The 23,069-nt window shown below is 63.9% G+C and carries 19 protein-coding genes and 1 pseudogene; 8 read left to right on the top strand and 12 right to left on the bottom strand.

From position 1 onward, the window contains the following. Window positions 1-61: 61 nt before the first annotated feature. From fabG to G9Q41_RS20030, 7 genes are read right to left on the bottom strand one after another with little or no spacing between them, the layout of a single operon-like run. Complete coding sequence (fabG, locus tag G9Q41_RS20060; protein WP_165633806.1) at window positions 62-847, bottom strand: 3-oxoacyl-ACP reductase FabG; 786 nt, start codon at window positions 845-847, stop codon at window positions 62-64. 49 nt (window positions 848-896) lie between these two features. After that, window positions 897-2,279 carry an acetyl-CoA carboxylase biotin carboxylase subunit gene (locus tag G9Q41_RS20055; RefSeq protein WP_165633805.1) on the bottom strand — a complete coding sequence of 461 codons (1,383 nt, stop codon included), beginning with the start codon at window positions 2,277-2,279 and terminating at the stop codon, window positions 897-899. Between the two features lie 14 nt (window positions 2,280-2,293). Then, window positions 2,294-2,836 (bottom strand): acetyl-CoA carboxylase biotin carboxyl carrier protein subunit, encoded by a 543-nt coding sequence (locus tag G9Q41_RS20050; RefSeq protein ID WP_165633804.1) that lies wholly within the window; start codon window positions 2,834-2,836, stop codon window positions 2,294-2,296. Beyond that, window positions 2,833-4,548, bottom strand: coding sequence for an acetyl-CoA carboxylase, carboxyltransferase subunit beta (accD, locus tag G9Q41_RS20045; RefSeq protein WP_347567622.1), 1,716 nt, complete (start codon window positions 4,546-4,548; stop codon window positions 2,833-2,835). The genes G9Q41_RS20050 and accD overlap by 4 nt, the downstream gene beginning before the upstream one ends. A 28-nt stretch (window positions 4,549-4,576) precedes the next feature. Continuing rightward, window positions 4,577-4,831 carry an acyl carrier protein gene (locus tag G9Q41_RS20040; RefSeq protein ID WP_165633802.1) on the bottom strand — a complete coding sequence of 85 codons (255 nt, stop codon included), beginning with the start codon at window positions 4,829-4,831 and terminating at the stop codon, window positions 4,577-4,579. Window position 4,832: 1 nt separating this feature from the next. Further along, window positions 4,833-6,080 carry a ketosynthase chain-length factor gene (locus tag G9Q41_RS20035; protein ID WP_165633801.1) on the bottom strand — a complete coding sequence of 416 codons (1,248 nt, stop codon included), beginning with the start codon at window positions 6,078-6,080 and terminating at the stop codon, window positions 4,833-4,835. Further along, the gene (locus tag G9Q41_RS20030; RefSeq protein WP_347567620.1) at window positions 6,077-7,333 is read right to left on the bottom strand and encodes a beta-ketoacyl-[acyl-carrier-protein] synthase family protein; all 1,257 of its coding nucleotides are present in this window, start codon (window positions 7,331-7,333) and stop codon (window positions 6,077-6,079) included. The genes G9Q41_RS20035 and G9Q41_RS20030 overlap by 4 nt, the downstream gene beginning before the upstream one ends. A 311-nt stretch (window positions 7,334-7,644) precedes the next feature. Between G9Q41_RS20030 and G9Q41_RS20025 the strand changes: the two genes are divergently transcribed. Continuing rightward, a complete protein-coding gene (locus tag G9Q41_RS20025) occupies window positions 7,645-8,562 on the top strand; it encodes an MBL fold metallo-hydrolase (protein WP_165633799.1) in 918 nt (305 codons plus the stop codon). Window positions 8,563-8,625: 63 nt separating this feature from the next. Here G9Q41_RS20025 and rfbB read toward each other — a convergent pair whose 3' ends face one another. Both rfbB and rfbA read right to left on the bottom strand, forming a co-directional pair. Beyond that, on the bottom strand, window positions 8,626-9,606 hold the full coding sequence (rfbB, locus tag G9Q41_RS20020) for a dTDP-glucose 4,6-dehydratase (RefSeq protein ID WP_165633798.1): 981 nt from the start codon (window positions 9,604-9,606) through the stop codon (window positions 8,626-8,628). Further along, the gene (gene rfbA, locus G9Q41_RS20015; RefSeq protein WP_165633797.1) at window positions 9,606-10,511 is read right to left on the bottom strand and encodes a glucose-1-phosphate thymidylyltransferase RfbA; all 906 of its coding nucleotides are present in this window, start codon (window positions 10,509-10,511) and stop codon (window positions 9,606-9,608) included. The genes rfbB and rfbA overlap by 1 nt, the downstream gene beginning before the upstream one ends. A 209-nt stretch (window positions 10,512-10,720) precedes the next feature. On the opposite strand from rfbA, the gene G9Q41_RS20010 reads away from it, so the two are divergent. The 6 genes and pseudogenes from G9Q41_RS20010 (at window position 10,721) to G9Q41_RS19985 (ending at window position 18,656) form a co-directional block, all read left to right on the top strand. After that, a complete protein-coding gene (locus tag G9Q41_RS20010) occupies window positions 10,721-11,878 on the top strand; it encodes a DegT/DnrJ/EryC1/StrS family aminotransferase (RefSeq protein ID WP_165633796.1) in 1,158 nt (385 codons plus the stop codon). 341 nt (window positions 11,879-12,219) lie between these two features. After that, window positions 12,220-13,122 carry an alpha/beta hydrolase gene (locus G9Q41_RS20005; RefSeq protein WP_165633795.1) on the top strand — a complete coding sequence of 301 codons (903 nt, stop codon included), beginning with the start codon at window positions 12,220-12,222 and terminating at the stop codon, window positions 13,120-13,122. Window positions 13,123-13,145: 23 nt separating this feature from the next. Beyond that, window positions 13,146-14,408 (top strand): MFS transporter, encoded by a 1,263-nt coding sequence (locus tag G9Q41_RS20000; RefSeq protein ID WP_165633794.1) that lies wholly within the window; start codon window positions 13,146-13,148, stop codon window positions 14,406-14,408. Between the two features lie 1,094 nt (window positions 14,409-15,502). Beyond that, window positions 15,503-16,465, top strand: a complete 963-nt coding sequence (locus tag G9Q41_RS19995) for a zinc-binding dehydrogenase (protein ID WP_165633793.1) — start codon at window positions 15,503-15,505, stop codon at window positions 16,463-16,465. Between the two features lie 764 nt (window positions 16,466-17,229). After that, window positions 17,230-17,370: pseudogene (locus G9Q41_RS22125) on the top strand (IS30 family transposase); the annotation flags it as partial. Between the two features lie 434 nt (window positions 17,371-17,804). After that, window positions 17,805-18,656: an AfsR/SARP family transcriptional regulator gene (locus G9Q41_RS19985; protein WP_207631579.1), complete on the top strand. Its 852-nt coding sequence runs from the start codon at window positions 17,805-17,807 to the stop codon at window positions 18,654-18,656. 500 nt (window positions 18,657-19,156) lie between these two features. Here G9Q41_RS19985 and G9Q41_RS19980 read toward each other — a convergent pair whose 3' ends face one another. The 3 genes from G9Q41_RS19980 to G9Q41_RS19970 all read right to left on the bottom strand — a co-directional run bounded on the left by G9Q41_RS19980 (window position 19,157) and on the right by G9Q41_RS19970 (window position 22,632). Beyond that, the gene (locus G9Q41_RS19980) at window positions 19,157-20,158 is read right to left on the bottom strand and encodes an IS481 family transposase (protein ID WP_165633791.1); all 1,002 of its coding nucleotides are present in this window, start codon (window positions 20,156-20,158) and stop codon (window positions 19,157-19,159) included. 569 nt (window positions 20,159-20,727) lie between these two features. Beyond that, complete coding sequence (locus tag G9Q41_RS19975; protein WP_165633790.1) at window positions 20,728-21,180, bottom strand: hypothetical protein; 453 nt, start codon at window positions 21,178-21,180, stop codon at window positions 20,728-20,730. Window positions 21,181-21,405: 225 nt separating this feature from the next. Next, complete coding sequence (locus tag G9Q41_RS19970; RefSeq protein WP_165633789.1) at window positions 21,406-22,632, bottom strand: cytochrome P450; 1,227 nt, start codon at window positions 22,630-22,632, stop codon at window positions 21,406-21,408. A gap of 75 nt (window positions 22,633-22,707) precedes the next feature. On the opposite strand from G9Q41_RS19970, the gene G9Q41_RS19965 reads away from it, so the two are divergent. Then, window positions 22,708-22,854, top strand: a complete 147-nt coding sequence (locus G9Q41_RS19965) for a hypothetical protein (protein ID WP_165633788.1) — start codon at window positions 22,708-22,710, stop codon at window positions 22,852-22,854. The last annotated feature ends 215 nt before the right edge of the window (window positions 22,855-23,069 follow it).

Genomic DNA, 23,069 nt, shown 5'->3' with positions numbered 1-23,069 from the left:
GTCCTCGATTCGGTGTCGGTCTGGTGACGCCCAGACTCCGCGGGTCTGGACACTGGGATGGTCAGAAGTTGCCGAGTCCGCCGCAGACGTTGATGGCCTGCGCTGTGATCGAGCCAGCCGTGTCCGAAGTCAGGTAGCCGACCATTCCGGCGACCTCCTCCGGCGTGGAGTACCGTCCCAGCGGGATCTTTGCCTGGAACTGCTCGAGAATGTCGTCCTCGGTGGTGTTGAACGCGGTGGCGTAGCGCGCGCGGACCCCTTCGGCCATGGGGGTTTCAACGTAACCGGGGCACACCGCGTTGACCGTGATTCCGCTCGCGGCGAGTTCCTTGCCGAGAGCCTTGGTCAACCCGACGACCCCGTGCTTGGACGCCGAGTAGGGCGCTCCCAGAACCACGCCCTGCTTACCGGCGGTGGAGGCGATGTTGATAACGCGCCCCCAGGACTTCTCACGCATTCCCCCCGCGGTCAGAACCTCACGGGTCATCAGGAATACGCTGTTGAGGTTGGTGTCGACGACGTCGAACCACAGGTCGTCGGCGATGTCGGCGGTGACGCCTCCCCCACCACGACCGGCGTTGTTCACCAGGACGTCCACGGATCCATACTTCTCCACGGCAGTGGCGACGAATTGCTTGACGCTCTCCGGATCACGCACGTCGCAGCTCGTGCCCTGCACGTCGTGGCCATCCGCGCGGAACTGCTTGATCGTCGATGACACGTTGTCGGCGTTGCGGGCTCCGATGAACACGCTGTGTCCGCCATGGGCGAGGCTCCGGGCGACCTCGAGGCCGATTCCGCTGGTGGCTCCGGTGACTACGGCGATCCGCCGATCCTGTTCCGACATGCTTTTCCCTTCGATTCGTTGAGGTGCGTTTCGTTGAGCGCGAAACCGGTCACGCGGCGCCGGGAACATCGCGCGCGGGCTCACGCTCGCGGAGTACGTTGTCGACGACGGTCGTGGCGTAGTGACCAGAGTGGAACTCGGGATGCGCGAGCACGCTGCGCAGGAACTCGACCGTGGTGTGCACACCACGTCCTCGGACCCGGAACTCGGTGAGGGCCCGGTCCATCCGTTCCAGTGCTGCCGCCCGCGATGGCGCCCAGACAATGAGCTTGGCCAGCAGCGAGTCGTAGGAGGCCGGCACACGGTAGCCGGGATACCCATGCGTGTCGACGCGCACGAACGGGCCAGAGGCGGGTTGGAACTCCTCCAGCACCCCCGGTGTGGGGGCGAAGTCGAAGTCCGGGTTCTCCACGTTGACACGACACTCGATGGCCGCACCGCGCATCGCGACGTCCTCCTGCCGCAGCGTCATCTGCTGACCGCCGGCGATCCGCAGCTGCTCTTGGACCAGGTCGACACCGGTGATCATCTCCGTGACCGGGTGCTCGACCTGGATGCGACAGTTGACCTCCATGAACGAGAAGTTGCCCTGGTCGTCGAGCAGGAACTCGAAGGTGCCTGCCCCGACGTAGCCAGCAGCCAGAGCACCGCGCACCGCGACCTGTCCCATCTCCTCCACGATGCCGTCAGGAAGATGGGGCGCGGGACTCTCCTCGATGAGCTTCTGGTGCCTGCGCTGCACCGAACAGTCGCGCTCGCCGAGATGGATGGCGTTTCCGAAGTGGTCGGCCAGGACCTGGATCTCCACGTGCCGCCCGCTGGGCAGATACCGTTCGACAAAGACCTGTGGATCACCAAACAGCGCCAGCGCCCCTGCCCGCGTTTCCTGGTAGGCAGCGAGGAAATCGGCGCTGTCGTAGACGATGCGCATGCCACGCCCACCACCGCCGGCCGCGGCCTTGATGATGACCGGGTAGCCGATGTCGTCGGCTACCCGGTGGGCTTGTTCGGCCGATGTGAGCGGCTCCAGACTCCCGGACAGCATCGGCAGCCCTGCCCCGGCCATCAGCGACCGCGCTGCGGTCTTGTCGCCGAGCCGTGCCGTCACCTCGGGCGGCGGTCCGACGAACACAAGTCCATTGTCGTGGCACACCTCGGCGAAATCGGCGTCTTCGGACAGGAATCCGTAGCCCGGATGTACGGCTTCGGCGCCGGTGTTCAGCGCCGCTTCGACGATCGCGGGGATGCTCAGGTAACTGCGCTTCGCGGGGGCTGGTCCGATCTGTACCGCCTCGTCGGCGTAGGAGACCACAGCCGAGTCACGGTCCTCTGTAGAGTAAACCGCCACCGTCCGGATCCCCAGTTCTCGGCATGCCCGTGCCACCCGCAGTGCGATCTCACCACGGTTGGCGATCAACACTTTGCTGAACATGGCTTCCTCACCTCTCATCCCGCGTCGCTGGGGACGAAGGAAAACAGCGCTTCGCCGTACTCGACGGCTTCGCCATTGGTCTTGAGCGCTTCCGTGATCCGGCCCGCTCGTTCGGCCCGCACGGGAATCATCAGCTTCATCGCCTCGACGATCGCGACCTGCTGGCCCACTTCGACGGTGTCCCCCTCGGTGACGAAGGGGGCGGCGCCCGGCTCGGGTGCCTCGTAATAGACACCGACGGTCGGAGCGACGAGGTGCGCGCCGGGCGTGATCTCGTCCCCCGCCGGTTCAGCGGTAGCAGCCGCTGCCGGTATGGCTGTCGGCTCGGTGACCTGCTGCGCATCCGGCCACTCGACGTTGAAGGACACTTCACCGGCTCGGACTCGCAGGGAACGCGGCATTCGGGGCACATCGGCCAGGAACCGCACGGAGTGGTTCCGCACCTGCTCCAGAAGCTCGTCGAGATCCCCACCACCGGGATGGTCACTGTGGTCGATGCCGGTCCCGGCATCGGTCCCGAAGTCCTGTTCGAATCCGTTCATGGTGCGCTGGGTCATCTTTGTTCCTCGTCTCCGGCTGTGTGGCTGCTGGCGGCCCCGAAGGAGCGGAATCGTGCTCGCCTGTTGGCCACCAGGGTCGTGCGGTCCTGACGGACGAGTCGTTGCACCGTAGAGGTCAGCGCCCTCCTGACGCGCTGGGCTGCGAGGCAGTGGTCTGACTGACTGCCGTCGCTGGGCTCCGGGACGACACCGTCGACGAACCCACCCGCGAGCAGATTGCGGGCGTCGATCCCGAGTGCGGTCGCTGCCGTCGGTGCCATCGCCGGGTCGTTCCACAGGATCGAGGCGCATCCTTCGGGACTGATGACCGAGTAGGTCCCTCCGGAACAGATGAGCACCTCGTCGGCCGTCGCGAGCCCGAGAGCACCCCCGCTGCCACCCTCACCGGTGACGAGAGCGATCACCGGTACAGGAAGACTCGCCATGAGGCGGATGTTCTCCGCGATCGCCACGGCCTGGCCTTGCTGCTCGGCCTCGACACCCGGGTACGCGCCGGGCGTGTCGACGAACGTGATCACGGGCAGGGAAAGCTTGGCGGCCATGCGCATGAGCCGGGCGGCCTTGCGATAACCGTCGGGTGTGGCCATGCCGTAGTTGCGGGTGGTCAACTCCGCGATGATGCGCCCCTTCTGGTGACCGAGCACCATCACCGGCGCCCCTCCGAGCATGGCCGGGCCACCGACGATGGCCGGGCACTCGCCACCGATCCGGTCACCGCGCAGTTCCTCGAAGTCGTCGAAGATGTGGTGAACGTAGTCCAGGGTCGTGGGTCGATCGAGGTCACGAGCCTTCTGCACGACCTGCCATGCATCGAGTTCCGGCAACGCGGTGTGATCGCGTACGACCGCACCCGTCGGGTCGTCGGCCCCCGCGTCCAGCTCGGCTGGGAGGGCGGAGTCCCGGTGACCGCCAGCCGCCAGCAGGCGGGCCAGTGCCGCCCGTTGACGATTACGCGGCTGGACCGCGTCGACGAGTCCCTGCTCCACCAGCAGCTCCGCTGTTTGGAACCCGGGCGGAAGCGTCTGCCGAATGGTCTGTTCGATCACTCTCGGCCCGGCGAAACCGAGCCGCGCACCGGGCTCAGCGACGAGAACGTCGCAGAGGGTGGCGAACGATGCCGCCACACCTCCGTAGGTCGGGTCGGTGACTAACGCAAGCGTTAGGATTCCGGCCTCATCGAGTTCTCCGAGCGCCTGGCTAGTCTTGGCCATCTGCATCAGCGAGAGGGCGCCCTCCTGCATCCGGGCGCCTCCCGAAGCGGACACGATCAGCAGCGGAACGGAACGCCGGAGTGCCAGCTCGGCGGCTCGGGTAATGAGCTCACCGGTCGCGGCACCGAGACTGCCGCCAAGAAAGCGGAAGTCCATCACGGCCGCCACGAGCGGGTTTCCCTCGATGGTGCCGGTTGCCAATGCCACCCCCTCGTCCATGCCGGTGTTGGCACGGGCCTTGGCCAGCCGCGCCGTGTAGGGAGTGGTGTCGGTAAAGCCGAGGACATCGACGCTGTGCTCTGTGGTGTCGAGCCGTTCGAGTCCGTCGGCATCGAAAAGCTGGTCGATACGTGCGTGCGCGGTCATTCTGTGGTGGTGACCGCACTCTGGGCATACGTGCAGGTTCCGTACGAGGCGTTTGCCGTAAAGCATTTCCCTGCACCCCGGGCACACGATCCACGTGCCGGGCGTGCGGGTGAGTCCGGCGCCGCCTCTCACTTCGTTCGCCGTCACGATCACGATCCCGTCAGATACTCGAATTGATCAGGGCGAGCATTTGACGCGGAGTTCTCGCTGCGGCTATCGCATCGTCGTCGAGCGTGATGCCGTACTCGCGAGTAATCCGCGACGCGGTTTCCAGCAGGGCTAGCGAGTCGTAGCCCAGCTCGTCGAAGCCGAGATCGGAGATGTCGCCACCGAGGTCGACGGTCTCGTCCGCGCCCGCCCCCTCGCGCAGGATGCGCACTAGGTCGTCGAGAGTCACCTGCTGAACCTGGGTCATGTCATCTCCTTAGTTGCTGGGTCATGGACAAATCGGAAACGGTCGTGGCCAGGACGACAGCGGAGTTGAACCCGCCCTGTCCCCTGCCGAGTACGAGCGCGTGCGTGGCTTCGGGGGCCGGTCGGACGGTGGTGACCAGGTCGAGTCCGTAGACCGGGTTGGCCCTGGTGTTCACCGTTGGGGGGAGCACTCCGTCGCGCAGACAAAGCAGTGCGGTAGCTACGTCCAGGGCGCCAGCACCGGAGTAGAGGCGCCCGGTGGTGGTCTTCGGTGCGGTTACGGGGACGCCTAGGTAACCGAATACGCCGCCGATCGCCTCGGCCTCGACTTGGTCCAGATCGGGCAAGCCTGCAGCGTCGGCGAACACAACGTCGATCTCACCGGCTGCCACGTCCGCGTCGGCCAGTGCCAACTCAATCGCCCGTCGGAGTCCCGGCTCCCGACCGCGGTCGGGAGCGGGGTCGAAGGTCGCGGCATAGCCGGCGATCTCGCCATAAGATATGGCGCCGCGCTCGCGGGCCATCTCCCCCGACTCCACAACGAGAACCGCCCCACCCTCGCCCGGCACGTGCCCGCTGGCCTCACAGTCAAACGGCACATAGGCGCGGGCGGGGTCGTTGTTGGTGCTGAGACGGTCACTGGCCATCAAGGCCACCCAGCCCCACGGGCACAGTGTGCTGTCTATCCCTCCAGAGACGATTACCTCCGTACCTCGGCGGATATGCCGACGGGCCTGAGCGAGCGCGTCCAGACCACCGGCCTGATCGCTGACGACCACACCGCTGGGACCTCGCATCCCGTTACGGATCGAAATCTGACCGGTATTCACCGCGTAGAACCAGGCAAAGGACTGATAGGCACTAACGTGTTCGCTCCCCTTGCTCCACAGGCTCTGCAGCTCTTTCTGCCCGAACTCAAATCCACCAGAGGAGCTGGCGGTAACCACGCCCATGTCGAACTCGCCTACCTCGGCGGACTGAACCCTGGCATCGGCCAGCGCCCAGTCCGCGGCAACTAGCGCCATCCGGGTCATGTGATCGGTCTGCGGCAGCAGGCGGGCGGGCAAGTATGCCTTTGGGTCGAATCCAGTCACCTCACCTGCCAGAGGGGACGGATAGTGGGTTGGATCGAACCGGGTCAGCGGGCCGATCCCGCTGCGTCCGTCGCGCACCGCACTCCAGTACTCCTCCGTCCCCAGGCCATTCGGCGCTGCCGCTCCGATCCCGGTCACCACTGCACGCGCGTTCATGCCGCCCTCCGCTCAGGTGCAGCCAGCACCATGGCCGTCTGGAATCCGCCGAAACCGCTGCCGACCGAGAGCACGACATCGGTGCGCTGCTCGCGGGCGATGCAGGGCACGTAATCGAGATCGCAGTCGGGGTCGGGCTCGGTGAGATTGGCCGTGGGCGGCACAACATTGTTCTCGATGGCCAAAATCGAGGCTGCGATCTCGATCGAGCCGATCGCCCCCAACGAGTGCCCGACCATCGACTTGATCGAACTGACCGGTACTCGGTAGGCGTGCTCGCCCAGGCTCGCCTTGAACGCGGCGGTCTCATGCCGATCGTTCTGTTTGGTGCCCGAACCGTGCGCGTTCACATAGTCGATATCGCTCGGAGCGACCTGCGCCTCATCCATCGCACACCTGATCGCCTCGGCCATCTCGCGGCCGTCTGAACGCAAACCCGTCATATGGAAGGCGTTGCAGCGGGAGGCATAGCTGGAGACCTCAGCGTAGATGTGGGCGTTGCGGGCCTTGGCGTGCTCGTACTCCTCCAGCACGAACACAGCGCTGCCTTCTCCCAGCACAAAGCCGTTGCGACTGGCAGAAAACGGACGAGAGGCGTGTTCTGGGTCATCGTTGCGCGGAGTAGTGGCCTTGATCGCATCGAAACAGGCCACGGTAATCGGCGAGATCGGCGCGTCGGTGGCGCCAGTGATCATCGTATCGACACTGCCCTCACGAATCAGCTCGCAGGCGTGGCTGACAGCGTCCAGGCCAGAAGTGCAGCCTGCGGAGACCACTGATGTTGGGCCCTCTGCGCCGATCGCCCAGGCCACCTCTGCGGCGAACGAACTCGGCACCAGGTAGCTGTAGAGGTGCGGCACCGCGTACTCATGATCTACTAGCCAGGTGCACCCGCCATTGCTGACGATGCGGTACTCCTCATCCAGCCCCATAGTGGCGCCGACCGCGGTACCCATGGTGACACCGGTCCGCTCCGGGACGGTTTCCTCGAACTCCAGACCGCTGTCCGTAACCGCGTCCCGCGCTGCCACCACCGCGAACTGGGCGGCGCGGTCCATCCGCCGGCTCTCCTGCGGTCCCAGGCCCGACAGTTCCGGGTTGAAGTCGACCTCGGCCGCCACCTGTGATCGGAACGGTGACGGGTCGAAAAACGAGATCCTTCGCGTCGCGGTCCGACCTTCCCGCAGCATTTCCCAGAATGCCTTGACGCTCGTTGCACCGGGGGCCAGCACCCCGATTCCTGTGATCACCACGCGACGACTCACAAGTCTGTCCCTCCCACTCGGCACGACCGCCGTGAACTCATGCCTGACGCCGATCTCCTCGACAAGCCGTGGTGTCAAGTCACGGTCGTTATGTGCGGATTCAACATTCACAGAGCATTCTCGAGCCGTGCCAGAACGATTCCTGAAGAGCCACTAAAGCCGAGCTAGAGGAATTCACACGATTCGACATCAAGCGTTTCTGGATCAGAGCTGGCTTCGCGTGTGGCGAGACTGCACACCCGTGAGATCAGGGCCAGCGCCAAGCAGACCGGCAGGGCCCAGTACGCCGAGGAGTACTCGTGTCCGAGCAGACCCCACCCGACGCCGAACTGATCGAGGTCGCCCCGGGCGTTTTCGCTTATGTCCAACCCGACGGCGGCTGGTGTCTGAACAACGCCGGGGCGGTGGCCGACTCCGGCGAGGTCGTGGTGATCGACACCGCGGCAACCGAGGCCCGTGCCCGCAGCTTGCGTACCACCTTGGCAACAGCCACTGGCGCACCGGCTCGGACCGTGGTCAACACCCACTTCCACGGTGACCACATGTTCGGCAACTTCGTGTTCCGCCCGGAGGCGGCCGTAGTCGCCCATGAGAGGGCTCGCACTGAGGGCGCAGCCGCAGGCTTGGGCATGAGCGGGCTCTGGCCGGACGTCGAGTGGGGCAACATCGAACTGGTTCTGCCCACCATCACCTATCAAGACAGATTGACGCTGCACGTCAACGAGCAGCGGATGGAGCTGTATCACCCGGGACCCGCACACACCCTGACCGACACCGTGGTCTGGATCCCGGAACACTTAGTACTGTTCACCGGAGACATCGTGATGAGCGGGGCAACCCCGTTCTGTCTGATGGGGTCGATCTCGGGATCGCTGCGCGCGGTGCGCCGACTGCGTGAGCTCGGCGCGCGTACAGTTGTCGCCGGGCATGGCCCAGTCGGCGGACCGGAGCTGTTCGACAACACCGAGTCCTACCTGTGTTGGATACAGCGAATCGCTGCGGACGGTTACGAACGGGGCACTCCCCCGCTTGAGCTGGCCGCCGAGATTGACTTGGGCGAGTTCTCCGAGTTGCTGGATCCGGAGCGCCTGGTCGGCAACCTGCACCGAGCCTACGCCGAGTTGCGCGGTGATTCGGAAGGATCCGAGCTCGATGTGCTAGCGGTCTTCCGAGAAATGATGGAGTATCACGGTGGACCGTTGCCCTGCATGGCTTAACTCACGCGCGGAAGCGGTCCGAGAGGTTCGCTCCACACAGTCCCAGACGAGCTCGGATGACGATCAATTCCGGGGCGAAGTCCGACTGGCCCACCAAGACCAGTTGTCGCGGTACCAGCGGACGGTGTCGGCCAGTCCCTGCTCAAACCCGACTCGAGGTACGTAGCCCAGTTCCTCTCGGATCTTGGTCGTGTCCACCGAGTAACGTAGGTCGTGGCCCTTGCGATCGGGCACCCGGACCACCGCCGACCAGTCCGCACCAACCGCGTCCAGCAGTCGTTCGGTCAGCTCCAGGTTGCTCAACTCCGTCCCGCCTCCAATGTTATAGACCTCGCCCGGACGGCCCTTCTCAGCCACCATCGCGAGGCCATGACAGTGATCATCGACGTGTAACCAGTCTCGTATATTGCGGCCGTCGCCATAGAGAGGCACCGGCTTGCCACGCAGGAGATTGGTCAAGAACAGCGGGATGACCTTCTCAGGGAACTGATAGGGCCCGTAGTTGTTCGAGCAACGAGTGATGCACACAGGAAGCTCGTGCGTACGGTAGTAGGCCTGGGCCAACAGGTCAGAAGAGGCCTTGGAAGCCGCATAGGGCGAGTTCGGTCGCAACGGGTGGGTTTCCGGCCAGTGCCCATGCTCGATGCTGCCATACACCTCGTCGGTGGACACATGCACGACTCGACTGACGCATGCGTCCAGCGCAGCGTCCAGCAACACACCGGTACCAAGCACGTTCGCGCGCACAAACTCCGCCGACGAGTTGATAGAACGGTCCACGTGCGACTCAGCAGCAAAGTGAAAGAGCATGTCCGTGCCGCGCATCACATCGGCGACCACAGCACTGTCCGAGATGTCGCCCACCACCACCCTAAGTCGTGGGTGCTCCGCCACCGGATCCAGGTTGCGCAGATCACCGGCATAAGTGAGATTGTCCAGGACGATGACCTCGGCACCGTCAAAGGCCGAGTACGCTCCAGCAAGCAACCTCCGCACGAAGTTAGACCCAATGAATCCTGCCCCTCCGGTAACCACGACCCGCATCAAACTGCCCCCTCGATCATTCCCGACCGGAACGCTCCGTCCTTGCTCGCGACCTCCAGCACGTATTCGCCGTAGGTTGAATTGCTCAATTCAGCTCCCAACCGGTAACATTGCTCAGCACTGATGAAACCCATGAGCAGCGCGACCTCTTCGATGCAGGCGATTCGCAGTCCCTGACGTTCCTGCACGATCTCGATGTATTTCCCGGCTTCCATCAGCGAACGCGGGGTGCCGGTATCCAGCCAGGCGAACCCGCGGTCAAGCTCGATCATCGAGGCAGTACCACGCTCGACGTAGACCCTGTTCACGTCTGTGATCTCCAGCTCGCCGCGCTCCGAGGGCCTCAGGCCGGCGGCGATCGACACCACGTCGTTGTCGTAGAAGTACAGCCCGGTCACCGCGCAGTCCGAGCGAGGCAGCAGCGGCTTCTCCTCCAGCGAGAGAATCCGCCCGCCAGGCCCGACCTCAGCAACACCGTAGCGCTGTGGGTCGTGCACCCGGTAACCGAACAGCGTGGCGCCGGACACGTTGGCCGCAGCCATGCGCACCATCTCGGAGAATGCCGAACCGTGGAAGACGTTATCGCCGAGCACCAAGGCAACGTCGTCGTCCCCTATGTGCTCAGCACCCACTAGGAACGCGTCAGCCAAGCCGCGTGGCACCGACTGCTCAGCGTAGCTCAGCCGTATCCCCAGCTGCGAACCGTCTCCAAGCAGTCCCTGGAAACGGGGCACGTCCGCAGGCAGGGAAATGATGAGGATGTCCCGGATCCCGGCCAACATGAGAACCGAGAGTGGATAGTAAATCATCGGCTTGTCGTAGATCGGGAGCAGTTGTTTCGAGGTACTCAGAGTGATCGGGTGCAGTCGGCTCCCACTGCCCCCCGCCAGGATTATCCCTTTCATCGCATCCGACCCTTCTCGCGAAATGGATCACTGCTTGCTTCTGAACTGTCTTCGGCAACGGTGGTGACAAGCTCGAGCGGGTATGGAGGACTAACAGCTCGTAGTTCGATCGCTCACTGGCCGGACAGCGCCTCCAGCAGCTGCCCACTGAGGATTGAGCCGGTGTCGGCACGCTCTAGCGTTCGTACGGACTACGAGAGGACGACAGAATGATCAACCTTTTTCAGCCTCAGGTCGGAGAGCTCGAGTCGACGGCGATCACGGAGGTGATGGACAGCAGGTGGATCGGGCACGGTCCGCGCACTACCGCCTTTGAGGAGGAGTTTGCCCGGCATCTCAAGGTAGAACCGGAGCACGTGCTGTTCCTCGCTTCCGGCACGGCGAGCCTGTTCCTGGCGGTCGAGCTACTTGGCCTGGGCCTCGAGGACGAGGTCGTCCTGCCTTCGGTGAATTTTGTGGCCGCAGCCAACTCGGTGTTGGCTTCCGGCGCCACTCCGGTGTTCTGCGACGTCGATGAGCGCACGCTCAATCCATCCGTAGAGGACGTCGCGGCCGTAGTCACCCCGCGGACCCGAGCAGTGATCGTGCTGCACTACGGGGGCCACCCCGGCGATATCACCGCGATCACACGGTTCTGCGCCCAGCGTGGCCTTGAGCTGATCGAAGACGCCGCATGCTCAGTGGCCTCTCGAGTGGACGGGCGAGCGGTTGGCACGTTCGGGAACATGGCGTTCTGGAGTTTCGACGCCATGAAGGTTCTCACCACCGGAGACGGCGGAATGCTCTACATCCGGGATCGTGAGCGGGCTGAACAGGCGCGACGTCTGGCCTACCACGGTCTGGCCGTCTCTAGCGGCTTGCGCGGGGCGCGGATCGCCGGGCAGTGGTGGAAGATGGACGTCGCAGAACCCGGACGACGGATCATCGGCAATGATCTGACCGCTGCGATGGGGTCGGTGCAACTGGGCCGACTCACCGAGTTCATCACCCGACGCCGGGAACTTACCGAGCTCTACGACTACCACCTCGAAGGTGTCGAGGGGCTGGATTTGCCGCCTCCGCCACTGGCTGGGCACGAGTCATCGTACTACTTCTACTGGGTACAGATCGACGCCGATCTGCGCGATGACGTGGCCGCTGACCTCTTCCGAGCCGGAATCTACACCACTTTCCGCTACGAGCCGCTGCACTTCGTACCGATATACGGCTTCACCGGCTCGCTTCCACACACCGAGAGGCTGGCCCGCCGGACGCTGTGCCTGCCGTTGCACCCCGGACTCAGCAACGAAGACGTCTCTACGGTGTCCGCGGAGTTGATCCGTTCGTTGGCACACCGGCGAGCATCAGTGCAGACCGCCGACAACTAGTTAAAGCGGGCCGAGAGCGGAATTCGCGACTGCAGTTAAGCCATCGCGCCAGCGCTGCTCGCGCCCGTACTGGATTTACTCGCCTAGTAGCTGTGACAGTCTGTCGGGGTCAGTGACTCGAGTTCACCGGCATTCCACCGACGTACACGACGCGCAGGCTTGAAGAACACGTCCTGAGCTTGCTTTCCCGCTGTTCAAGATGACGGAACTGTGCCTGAACGTGCTATCGATCTCTGCTCGCCCTTCGAAAGAAGAACGCCGGATCAGAGCAGGATTCATCCCCACATCGGGATCCGCGGCCACCCAATTCCCTCTGGCATCAACCGATCTGGAGTCTCCCCGTGTCCCAGCTCTTACCGTCCCAGAAAACCTCCTCCACCAGTACGGGCGGTCCCGTGCACACTGTCGAGCTGAACGCGGGTGACCTCGTCCTCTCCGGACTACTTGCCCTGCCGCAAAAGTCCCCGCCCCGTGCCGTACTGGTGGCGCTGCACGGGAGCGGAATGCACGCTGGCTACTTCCACGGTCAAGCTGAGCCCACTACCTCCCTGCTCACTCTCGCAGCCGCATGCGGTTACGCGGCCCTCGCCCTGAATCGTCCAGGATACGGAAGTTCTGCGGCGCAGGTTACCGAGGGACAGGGCATGGCGGCTCAGGGAAAATCCATTCGGGAGGCGCTTACCACCTATGCACGGAATTATCCCACTGGCGGCGGCTTCTTCCTAGTCGGTCACTCGCTCGGCAGCAAGATCGCGCTCGTGACCGCAGCGGGCTGGGGCGGCGACAAACTGCTGGGCGTGGACGTCTCCGGAATCAGTGACCGTTGGGCTGTCGACCCCACGAGCCTCACCGACCCCGGCACGCATCGTGCCCACAGCCTGCACTGGGGCCCACTCTCGCTCTACCCGCCCCGCACCTTCCAGCTCGCTGGACGATTGGTAGCGCCAATCCCCACGAGAGAAGCCGAAGAGCTACCGGACTGGCCACGCGTCTACGCCGAAGTAGCCGACACCATACGGGTACCGGTGAGGTTTGTCTTCGCAGAGTACGAGCGCTGGTGGCGGTGTGACCCAGAGACTGTGGGGGCGATGGTGGCCCGACTCTCAGCGCCCGTGGTGTGGACAGAGCACCTCGCGGATTCCGGGCACAATATCAGCCTCGGCTGGACAGCTCGCAACTACCACCTGCGTGTCCTTGCTTTCCTCGAGGAATGCCTGAACCGGCCGGAAGTTGGTACGACGTGAGTGTCTCAGCTCCGCTGCGCGCGATGACTGCCTCGCTGCGGATCCACAACTTCCGGATGTTCGCCATGGGACAGATCGCCTCGGTAACCGGCACCTGGATGATGTTCACTGCCCAGGACTGGCTGGTACTGCGCCTCAGCGACGACTCAGCGAAGGCACTGGGCTTCATCACCGCCGCCCAGTTCGCCCCCGTTCTGCTGTTAACCCTGGTGGGCGGACGACTCGCCGACCGGTACGACAAGCGCACGCTACTGCTGGCGGCTAATGGTGCTTCGGCGTTACTCGCCACAGCACTGGCCACTGCAATCCTCGGAGGCTCCATACGGCTGTGGCACATCATCGCGTGCGCATTAGGGTTCGGCTTGGTCAACGCAGTGGAGATCCCAGCAAGGATGTCGTTCGTCGGCGAGATGGTCGGCAGTGAGTTGTTGCCCAATGCCTCTGCACTCAGCGCTGCTTACTTCAACACCGCACGAGTGGTTGGGCCTGCCGCCGCAGGGCTGCTCATCAGCGTGTGGGACGTTTCCACCGTCATCTTGCTGAACGCCGCCAGCTATCTGGCCACCGTTCTCGCTCTCTGTTGCATGCGACCGACGGAGCTGCACCGCAGCTCGGCGCGCTCGACTCATGACAAGGTAACAGCGGGCCTGCGCTACATAGGAACACGCCGGGACTTGCTGCTGCCGCTGGCGCTAGTTGCCGTCGTCGCCCTTGTCGGTTTCAACTTCCAGGTAACGCTGCCGCTTCTGACGAAGACAGTATTCGAAACCGGACCTGCCTCCTTCGGTTTGCTCACCGCCGCGATGGCGGGCGGATCGTTGCTTGCAGCCCTGGTCACCACGGCCCGTCGGAAAAGGCCGCGGGAACGTACGGTACTGGTGGCCGCACTCGCTTTCGCCGTTCTGGAGATCTGCTCCGGCTTTGCGATCACTTTCCCAATAGCCCTGTTCTGTCTCGGCTTGACCGGTTTCGCCGTGATTCTATTTGCACAAGCGGCAAACCACCGCGTTCAATTGGGAACCGACCCATCATACCGGGGCCGCGTGATGGCCCTTTACACCCTGATATCCCAGGGCACCACTCCGTTGGGAGCACTGCTCATCGGCTGGCTGGCAGAGCACACGGGCGCGCGTACCGGACTGTGGGCGGCGGGCCTGGTTTGTCTCGCTGCGGCGCTTGCTGCGCTCGCTATCTCCGAGGGTGCGGGACCGCAAGCGTCGGGCAGGTCAGGGGGTGAGCTACAGCCTCCGGAGCGACAGCTGAGGCCGTCCTCCTCACCGCAGTGAGAGACGAACGACTTACACCCCTGTGCCAGGAGAAATCCGGTTTGGACGGGGACACCGCACGACGCGGGGCGTGGCCAAGGCTGCGGAGCTGGAGGACCGGCTCGGTCGACGGTCGGGAAATAGTCAGTCGGTTTCGTGGTTCGACCTGGTGGAGGGGACGCGTTCGACGAGCAGTTCGCGAACCAACTCGGCTAGCTCGGGGTTTAACGTTTGGGGCGTGTGCCGGGGGTACAGTTGATCATTCTTGTTGCGACGGAAAAAACGAACGCTCCGATGGAATCGGTTGGTCAATGTGCACGAGACTGGCATGTCCGGGGCGTCCGAGGACCTGACTGGCTCCCGGCAAGGGTTCTACACGTGTCCGTCCCAGGGGGACGTGCTGTTCGAGCTGACCGACGCGGTGTCGTGTTCGGCGGAGGTGCCGGTACGACCCTTGCCGGGGCTATCGATGTTCACTGAATACAGTCGGGACACAGTGAATTGTGCGCCGGTCTGACTCACGGCTGGGCCTGGGGTGAAGCGCGGTCGTGGACTGCCGGTGACGGCTCCACGGCGTTGATCGATGACGAGCATCAGGCGATGTTGGACGGTCCACTGGAGAGCCTCGAGGGGAGCGCTCGTCGCGACTGGGCACGTTGCGGCGTCCTCTGGCACGGGGGCCCGGGCCCGGGTACGGGGCTGCGCTGGAGCGGACCATGGGGTCGGAGTTTGAAGTGTGCACGGCGGTGGTTCCACCACCGCCACTGAGAAGTCCACGACGAGGAAATCCCCGCCCCTACCCGTTCGTGCACGACCACATCAACATGCTCGGCCGCCACTCCCCTTCCGCACCCGAGTTACCCGGGCCACGGCCATTGCGCACCCCGTCCGCCCCGGGCTACGACGAGACCGCGTAATACCCGCACGGCCGGACAGGTCTTGCTCGTCGACGGTAGAGACCATCGTCCTGGTCCGACGGGAGCCCGAGCGTGCGTGGAATTGGAGTGGGCGTCTCCGACGCTTCCGCCAAAAAACACTGATCTGGGAATGGAAGAGGCGTGTGTAATTTAGCTGATTCTTGAGTTCAAGCGCACTCGAAGTTGCAGAGTAGACATATGCGTGCTGTGCGGATGAAGAAATTCGGCCCGCCCGAGGTGCTGGAGCCGGCTGAGGTACCAGCCCCGGTCGCGGGCGAAGGCCAGGTGCTCATTGAGGTGGTTTTCGCCAGTATCACGTTCGTCGAGACCCAGGTACGCTCCGGGCGTCTCCCCTTCCTCGACGGAACGGCCATACTTCCGATCATCCCTGGTAACGGGGTCGGTGGAGTGGTTCGGTCAGTGGGAGAGGACATCGCTTCGGAACTCGTCGGCAGACGGGTGATCAGCACCACCGGCGGGTCTGGTGGTTACGCCGAACAGGTCGCCGTCGACGCCGCAGGCGTCGTCGAGGTGCCCGATGGCTTGGCGACCGACGTCGCGGTGGCGCTGCTGGCCGACGGACGGACCGCCATGGCATTGTGCCGAGCCGCAGCCCCACGTCAGGGAGAACGCGTTCTGATCGAAGCGGCGGGCGGCGGGGTCGGCACACTGCTGGTACAACTCGCTCGAGACGCTGGTGCCACGGTCATCGCGGCCGCCGGCTTCGAGACCAAGCTCGATCAAGCCCGTGAGTTGGGGGCCGAGTTCACCATCGATTACAGTGCGCCGGGTTGGGCGGATCTCGTGCGGGACATGAGTGGCGACGTGGACATCGTCTTCGACGGCATTGGTGGTGACCTGGGCCGCACCGCATTCGATCTGCTCGCCTCTGGAGGACGCATGTACAGCTTCGGCATCGCGGCGGGAGCGTTTCCGGACGTCGATGACGAGCAGGCCGCCCAGCGCGGAATCACCGTGCACCGCGGAGTGCCGGTGTCTCCGGTCCAGGCTCGTGAACTCACGTTGAGTGCTCTGTCCCGAGCTGCCGATGGACAGCTGCGGCCGATAATCGGCCAGCGTTTTCCGCTCAATGACGCAGCGAGAGCCCACACGCACATCGAGAACCGGGCCACTGTCGGTAAGACCCTGCTGGTGCTCTGACCTCGCGGCAGCGATCTCCAACTGCCCCGTCGGGAAGTCCACCACTGCGGTGGGCACCTTCCAGCAGGTCCGTCACGAACGTCCTCTACCGCACCGTGCTCAACTGGAGAACGAACTCCAGTCAGTTGTGTACTGCCCGAATACCCTCGGATCAGCACCCGATCGCGCCACCGAAGGGGAAGTTCGGGGTGCTGTACGAGGCGGCAGCGGAAGGGGTGCTCGACGAGTACGGCGGCATCCGCGAGCGTTGACTCTGCAGGACCGCCAAGATAGCTACGCGGGACTGCAGGCCCGGCGCAGCTACAGGGCCATCACCGTGGGGATGCACCGGCCGACCTCGACGATCTCTCGTGAGGTCCGCCGCAATGGCGACCGCGAGCACTACCGGCTGCAGCAGGCCGAACAGGCCGCGGCCCCCGTGCCCGGCGCCCGAAAACACCGAAACTGGCTACCCGGCCGGTGCTGGCCATCTCCATCTCCGACCGGCTGCAACACCACCGCTGGTCACCCCGACAGATCGCCACCAGCTACCACGGGAATCCCCCATGATGCGGGTATGCGCATCTGCCACGAACCAATCTACCGCAGCCTGTACGTGCGATCCCGCGGCGAGTTCCGCCACGAGCTGACCCGGTACCTGCTGCGACGCCAACCCCACACCCGCACGCACGAGGCACGGGGCCTCCTACCGGACGCGGTGCCCCTGTCAGAACGCCCCGCCGAAGCCGCCGACCGCGCGGTTCTCCTCGGTCACCGAAACCCCCGTGTACTTCTGCCCCCGGCGCCCCTGGCTACGCGGCAGCAACGAAAACACCAACCGACTGCTCCGCGACTTCCTGCCCGAAGGGGCCGACCCGTCCCAACACAGTCAAGAGGACCTCGGTACCATCGCCAACACGCTCCACCCCACCCCTGCGCTCACCCCATGATCCCACCGGTGTCTCCGCTAATCGGCTTATGATTGTTGCCCCAAACGGATCTCGCGATATGGAAGACTTCCAGTAGACTGCGACAGGAAAGACAGCATTGGGGGTTCTTTCTGGATAAACGCAGTCTTGTTATCCTTGCCACTCAAGTTTGGAAACCGTATTGTCAGCACCAAGAGCGCGCAATGCAGACCTCCCTCCCCTGAGAGTTCATGTTGATACCCGAGAGGAGTCCACATCTGCTCTGAGCTAATTAGCGAGCGCATTCCGAAGCCGGAAGGAACAGCAGAGGAACGGATACTGCCGCATTTAGATTACTGCTGCCCTTCCGGCGGGTATCACCTCTTCAACATTGGAGAAACAAGCACCAAAGCAGGTTAAATGAGCGCTTTTAACAAATTTTGGGGTTCGGAATGACCTACAAGGGCACGATGCACAGCACCACATCAGCCAAAAACAGCAACCCTGAAAACGCCAAAAGACCTGTCCGTGAAGCGCAATTCAACGTACTGGGCCCATTGGAAGTAATTGACGAGAGACGCGAGTGCACGCCAAGCCCTCCCAAAGTGCGCCAAGTACTCGCTCTGCTGGTATTGCGCGTGAACCAGGTCGTCTACACGGATTCTCTGGTTCAGGAGCTGTGGGGAGAGAATCCTCCAGCTAGTGCTCTGACGACCATACAGACATACATCTATCAGCTGCGCAAGCTAATCGAACGGGAGGGACTCTCCTCCGAAGGAGAAAATGTTGTCGTCAGCAGGTCACCCGGATATTCACTTCGGGTTGAATCCGAACAAATCGACCTTATTCGTTTTAACTTACTTAACCAATACGGCCGTGAGCACCAAAAAGGAGGGCGCTACACAGAAGCGTTGAACAAATTTAGGGAAGCGCTCGACCTGTGGACGGGCGACCCGCTGGCCAATGTCAACCTCGGCCCGCAATTATCGGCATACGTGGCTGAAATTCAAGAGCGCCGAATGAATACATTGCAGCAGAGGATCGAAGTTGAGATGCAGCTGGGACTGCATCGAGAACTGCTCGGTGAACTACGATCACTGGTGGCTTCCCACCCGTTCGACGAATGTTTACATGGCTACCTCATGCTCACTCTGGACAGATGCGGGAGACGTCGGGACGCGTTAGAAGTTTATCATCGTCTGCGCAACTCATTAAACGAAGAGCTCGGACTCGATCCTTCACAACACACACAGGAACTGCATCATCAAGTATTAAACAATACTACCCCTGACCTCAGGCCGTGAACATCATTCGAAACACATAACGATACAAATAAAGCAACACCCAGGCAGGACCATGCTCCGATCAAATAATACGATCGAACCGAGAGGCCAGTTATGTTTCCAGTCTACGGTAGACCTTGACGAGGACCGGGCACGGGAGCTCGCTGCTCGCCTGCACGACATCGTTTCCCCTGGTCCGATCCGGAAAGAGCGACCACCCGCGCTGGGGGTGTATCCGTTACTTCCTGGTCATCTTTCCCCTGCTGCGTTCAAACCCGGACCAGGCGACGCTGGTCGAGCTGTCCGGAGTCAGTCAGCCCACGATCTCGCACATCTGGCGCGCGTTTCTCCGCTGATCGAGCAGGCTCTGCATCTGCATGTCCCCTCTCGATTCCTGATGAACCGTGGAGACAAGCGGCGCCGAAACACCCCGGGAAAGAGCCGCCACGCTGGTCTCAACGTGCAGATCCCCGCCGAAACGGACGACGCACTGCTGGCGGTGTCGCAGCCTCTGCGGAGATCTAGGTGTATGAGGCCTGGAGGTTGGTGACGCCGGTGTGGAGCCGGGTGGCGGGTGGCTGGTTTCCGGCGGCAGTGTGTGGCCGATGGTAGTTGTAGTGGATGTTCCACACGTGTAGAGCCTGGGCACGCTGCTGCTCGCTGGACCAAGTGCGGGCGTAGAGGAACTCCTCGGCCAGGATCCGGTTGTAGCGCTCGACTTTCCCGTTGTGCCGGGGCGTGTACGGGGTGATGCGCTGGTGCCTGGCCCCGTGCAGCACGGTGGCGAAGTCGCCGGCGCGGTAGCAGGCCCCGTTGTCGGTCACGATCCGCTGGATGTGGGTGATGCCGTGGGCGACGAAGAAAGCGCGTGCTCGGTGGGTGAACGCGATTGCCGTGCTGGCCTTCTCATCGGGCAGGGCTTCGGTGTAGGCCAGTCGCGAGTAGCCATCGACCGCCGAGTGCAGGTGGACATACCCGGCGCGAGCACCGGCGGCCTTGCGGCGTTCGACGGTCTTGGCGTGGTGGCTGCTGCGGCCGTGGGCGCGCCAGCCTCCGCCGTCGGGGATGCGGCCGACCTTCTTCACATCGAGGTGGACCATGTGTCCGGGACGGCGGGCGGTGATCCGTCGGGGCGTGCGGTTCGAGTCGCCGGTGGGATCGATAAACCGGCGACGTCCCAGGCCCAAGCGTCGTAGGTGGCGGGTGACGGTGCGGCGAGCAATGCGCACCCCCTCGGCATGGAGGTCAACGGCGATTCGGTTCGCTGACCACGTGCGGGCCCGCCGCAGTGACTCGATGCCGGCCACGATCTCGCCGGATGTGGCCCTCGGTTGCCGGTGCGGCGTCGATGGCCGGTCGATCAGGCCGAGTTCACCGAACCGGCGATAGCGGTTGATCCACTTCGAGGCGCATTGCCGCGAGATCCCCATCTCGGCGGCAACGTGGGCGATCGGACGATGCTGGCACCGAGCGACGAGACGACGACGGCCCTCGACAGACAGCGGGGCGTTACTGTGTGACACGGGACGGGTCCTTGCGGTTCGACGGACGAGTGACTTGGCGGTTCTCATCCTGCCGCCGCAAGACCCGTCCCCTTCACTCCGGCCTCACCCCAGCGTCAACAACCTCCCGACCCGCAACACCTAGGCACGAGCGCAACCCCGTACCGAAACAGATTGGGAAGAACTCCTGATCGATACCTCGGTCATCGACGAGCTCGCCTAACGAGGAACTCACGTCATCACACAGACGAGGAAACCAAGCGCCGTGGCGACGATTCCGACAAATCCTAGGTAGCGGTGGTAATAAAGTTTGTAGCGGATGGTTAGGTCCGTGATGATTGTAGTAGTTCAGGTAGACCGGTAGTGTTTTGCGTCGCGATCTGGCGATTCGCTGAAGACCGCACGGTAGGCCCACTCGGTCAGCAGGGTGCGCATGAATCGCTCGGCCTTACCGTTGATGCCGGTCCGGTGGGGGCGGTGCGTCGGTAAGGGGATCTGCACCCGGTGGTGGTCTGGCTGAACAGGAACGAGCGGTATCCGGGGTCGTTGCCGATGAGGATCTCACGCGCGGTGACACCGCGGACGGTGAACTAGGTCAGCGCACGTCGGGGGAATCCAGTGTCGGCCTGGCCGATTTCACCGGTGTTGAATCCTTCGCGGCAAAGCAGCCGTGTGGCACCGCCGGTAACGACGTGGAAGTATCCCCCATCCGGATCCGGTACTTTCCCCGTGGCGTCGATCTCCGGGGGGCGATTGCCCGGTGTGGTGCATCGGACCAACTTCTCGACATCGGGATGCAGCAGCGAACCGGACTGATCACGCTGGTAGTGGTTGGGCGGACCGGGTGCGTCGCCGGTCCAAGCCCCCATCCTCCGCACCACGGTTTGTGAACTCTGAGTGGGCGCGTGCAGCCAAAACTTCGCGCCCTCACCGTCCTGGCCCGCCCCAGTCCCGAGGATGTCGCGTTCCCCGTTGACGGTGCCTACGGATCGGTTGGTGAACTGCCTGGCACGGATCCTGACCACGAGGGTGTCGATGACCATCACCGGATAGACGTGGCCAGGTGTGCCGGGGTCCTGCCTGTGGTCATTCCCTTGGCGGCCAGAGCGACAGCACCATCTCATCACCCCCGTGCAGTCGACTTTGCCACCTGCGCACGGTTCTTGATTCGAACGAGCCCTCCCGGACGTGGGGGATCTCGAGCTCGACCGGGCGAGCACTCCCCCAAACCTCGTCGCTGCTTAGAGCGACACACCCAGCCGACGGGGTCAGCGGGACGGTTCCGCCCAGGTGACCGGCAGCTCGTGGACGCCGTAGATGTTCATGTCGGTCTTGAGCTTCACCTCGTCGGCGGGGACGGCGAGCCCCAGGTTCGGGAAACGACGCAACAGCCCGTCGAAACCGGCGCGCAGCTCGATACGGGCCAGTTGTCGTCCGAGACACTGGTGGATGCCGTGGCCCAGGGTCAGGTGACCACGGGCCTCCCGGTGAATGTCCAGGGCGTCCGGGGCGTCGAAACGCCGGGGATCGTGGTGGGCGGCCAGCAACGAGACCACGACGGTCGAGCCCTTGCCGATCGCCTCACCCCCGACGTCGACGTCCTCGGTGGCGTAGCGGTGGACGGAGTCGACAACGGACAGGTACCGCATGAGCTCCTCGACGGCACCGGGCATCAGCTTCGGATCGGCGCGCAGCTCGGCAAGCTGCGCGGGATGCTCCAGAAGCGCGAAGGTGCCCATCGCCAGCATGTTGGCGGTGGTCTCGTGCCCGGCGAGCAGCAGCAAGACGGCCGCGCCGGTCAACTCCTCGACGGTGAGGTCGTCGTGCTGGGCCAAATCGGACAGCACGTCTTCATCGGGAGCGGCGCGTTTGCTCGTGATCAGCTCGGAGAGGTACGTGGTCATCGCGCCGTAGGCGGCGAACTTCTCGTCGAGCGAGATGTCCTTGGCCAAGAACTTGGCGGAATTGCCCTGGAAGTTCTCCCGGTCCGCATAGGGGACACCGAGCAGTTCGCAGATCACCAGCGACGGCACCGGCAGCGCGAACTCCTCGAGCAGGTCGACCGGCGGGGTCAGCCGCGCCAGCTCGTCCAGTTGCCGCTCGGTGATGTCGATGATGCGCTCCTCGAGCTGCTTCATCCGTTTGGCGGTGAACGCACCGGTGAGCCTGCGCCGCAACCGGGTGTGGTCCGGCGGGTCCATGGTGACGAACATGCCCGGCACCTGCGGGGACGGCTCACTCGGCGGGGTCGGATCGGACGTCTCGTAGGGAACGTGGGTGATGTCGAGGTCCTGCCGGGAGCTGAACCGGGTGTCGGCCATGACCTGGCGGACCGCCTCGTAGCCGGTGACGATCCAGCCCTCGTGACCATCGGGAAAGACCATGGGGCTGACCGGACGCTCCTCGCGCAGTCGGGTGAGCCGGCTGGGCGGGACGAAGGGGCCCGCATCGCGTTCCACGGGCAGGCCGTGCGGGACGGGAACCGTGCTACTCATCGAAAGCTCCTCTCGTGGCGGTCGCGGTGCTGCCTCGATCGCCGCCACGGTCCTCGGCGAAGACCGTGGCGACAGGTGGCTGACCTCCTCGGCACGCCCGCCGAAGGCCCCCTTCCGAACTCGACACCCGACATGCTGGACAAGCACACGGGCGAAAGCAGCAGGAAGATGCTCGGCGGCTCGAGAAGTCTCAGCGTCGTCGACGGCTACCGCGACCAGTAGCCGAGAGGCCGACGCGGCATTGTCGCTGATGCACACAACGGAATGGTTCGAGCACTCGGGGTAGCGATGGTCATCAGCGAATCACTCTCTCATTCCCGCCGCTGCCACTCAGCGTCAGGACGACGCCGGTGGGCTCGGGGTGGGACGGAAGAGCCGCTTCCGGTACCGCGTGGACCCGTAAGGCTGCGATTCCCCCTGCTCGAGCGGCTTCCGTC

The organism is Actinopolyspora sp. BKK2, from assembly GCF_011291845.1.
In the GTDB taxonomy this organism is placed as follows: domain Bacteria; phylum Actinomycetota; class Actinomycetes; order Mycobacteriales; family Pseudonocardiaceae; genus Actinopolyspora; species Actinopolyspora saharensis.
This window is presented reverse-complemented; position numbering and strand designations above follow the sequence as displayed.